The sequence below is a fragment of the Streptomyces sp. NPDC045701 genome, assembly GCF_056432045.1.
The window spans coordinates 1-2,012 of the sequence record NZ_JBWKJV010000174.1 but is presented as its reverse complement, the minus strand read 5'-3'; the positions used below and the strand labels follow the sequence as shown (position 1 = coordinate 2,012).

The following is a 2,012-nucleotide window of genomic DNA, read 5'->3' as shown; positions in this document are numbered from 1 at the left end:
CTGCTCCGCGACCAAACCAGCTCCGACAGGCAGGGAGGGGGACATAGAACAACCTCGGTGAGAGACGGCGGAACACACAAACGGGGCTCATCAAGCCAACCCCTCCTCCGCACGGCAGGCACCCACCAATTGGCCACCACTGAGGCTGGGGCACTGTAAGGAAAACAGCCAATACGGTGGCGAGGGAGTGTGCCGCTCGCAGGAGGATGCGGTGGCGAAGGAGGGTGAAGCGCGTTCGTCCGCGCAATCTGGCGCGCGAAGAGGTGCCTGACGGGGACGGCGGAGTCCCCGGCCCGGGCGCCTCTTGATCTGTCCCGGTCAGATGACCCCGAGCTGCTCCAGTACCGCGACGCGGTCTGCGGGGAGCGCCGCAGCCGGAGAAGAGCGACGGGCGGCGCTCGAACAGCAGCGGGCCGACGTCCACACGCTCTTGCCGAAGATCCGATGACCACCGGCACAGGTGTCTCCGCCCGCACTGACGCGGCCCTGCGCGAGGCCATGACACGACTCTTCGCCGGCCAGCCGACCCGCACCGATGGACGGCTGACCAAGGTGAACCGTTCCGACTTTCCTGCCGGTGTTTTGCTGGCCGGTGATCAGTCGGCCACAGCTTGTGTGTCAGCGTAGTGTGCTGCCTCGTACTCGGTAGGGCTGATCATGCCCAGAGTGGAGTGCAGACGGCGGTTGTTGTACCACTCGACCCAGGAGGCGGTGGCGTACTCGACGTCCGAGACGGTTCTCCAGGGGCCGTCGTGGAAGACCTTGGTGCGGATGCACTCGGACTTGTAGAGACCGTTGATCGTCTCCATCAGCGCGTTGTCATACGCGTCCCCGACGCTCCCGATCGAGGGTCTTATTGCCCTGGATGTGCAGGTGCTCGGAACGGTTCAGCCACAACCCTACGAATGGCTGGGGCAGACCCAGGAAGAAGGTAGAGCCGCATGAGCGCCACGACCGCCACCGACACCCCTACCACGGACGGGAGCAGCATCTCGCGGGCGTGCCCAAGGACGAGGATTGAAGGAGGGGAGGAAGCTCAGCTTCCGCATTCTGCGGTCAGGAGCGCGATGTAGTGTCGAGGAACACCGTCTCCGCCACCGCTACCGAGGCGCACGTCCCAAGACTTCTCTGTACAGGTCGTTCCCGTCTCACTGGCATAGGCGTTCATCTTTTTCCGTGCATCTTCCTGCGCATGGCTCGGCATGGGCCCCCCGATGCCTTCGAATACCTTCGCTTCGCTCGTTACGACTGCACTGACCCGCTCGGCCGCCATCGCGGAGCCACTGGCCGCCGCAACTGGTACCGCCACGGAAACCACCGTGATCGCGGCCAGCAGCCCTCGCCGCATCGTCTTCGTCATCCGGATCCTCACATTCAGCACGTGGCACAACTGCCATAAACGGGACACCTCACTCTCGCGCGGACCTCCCGCACCTTGTTTCCGCCGGACGGCTGTTTTTGCTGGTAGTCCCAGAGGGGCCGATCGGCTGACAAGGCGCAGCAGAGAAGGGAGCAGGCTGCATTTCGGCGTTCAGAAGGGCGTCACGACCGCGCCTAGCTCTACGCGGGATCCGTTGCGGATGCGCCGCGCCGAGGGAGCGCGGAGTTGTAGGCGGGTGGGGGGATGTGGAGCTGGTCGGTGGTGTAGTCGCCGAAGCGGAGCACGTTCTCACGCCGGTACGGGCTGAGTACGGCAAGATCGCTGGCGTCCACAGTCCAGCCCTCGCGGGACATTTGCTGCAGGGACCGGGTCATGTCGATGCTGGTTGAGAAGATCACGCTCGCAGCGAGAAGGTCAGGAACTTGATCGCCTTGTCCTGCAGTTCCGGGTCGCGGCTGGCGAGCCAGTCGGCGTTGCCGAAGTGGAGCCACTTGGTGAACCCGTTGTAGGCCTCCGCTTTGTTTGTCGCCTTCTAGCTAGTAGTACTTCGTTAGGTTGAGTCGGGTGGGTGGGGGTGTGTGGGTGTTGGGGTGGGGAGGTCGCGGTGGCAGGTGGGGCATGCGCCGGTCCA

At 64.4% G+C, this 2,012-nt stretch carries 2 protein-coding genes and 1 pseudogene; all 3 read right to left on the bottom strand.

What is annotated here, in order from left to right; genetic code table 11:
- Positions 1-596 precede the first annotated feature (596 nt).
- A pseudogene (locus AC07DW_RS34195) lies at positions 597-857 on the bottom strand (integrase core domain-containing protein); the annotation flags it as partial.
- Positions 858-1,036: 179 nt separating this feature from the next.
- Positions 1,037-1,360 (bottom strand): hypothetical protein, encoded by a 324-nt coding sequence (locus AC07DW_RS34190; RefSeq protein WP_478861487.1) that lies wholly within the window; start codon positions 1,358-1,360, stop codon positions 1,037-1,039.
- 200 nt (positions 1,361-1,560) lie between these two features.
- Positions 1,561-1,872 carry a Tn3 family transposase gene (locus AC07DW_RS34185; protein ID WP_478861486.1) on the bottom strand — a complete coding sequence of 104 codons (312 nt, stop codon included), beginning with the start codon at positions 1,870-1,872 and terminating at the stop codon, positions 1,561-1,563.
- Positions 1,873-2,012 lie beyond the last annotated feature (140 nt).

Bases quoted from the DNA above. Each gene is read 5' to 3' on its own strand.
- AC07DW_RS34190 (WP_478861487.1), bottom strand. From the start codon at position 1,360: ATGACGAAGACGATGCGGCGAGGGCTGCTGGCCGCGATCACGGTGGTT.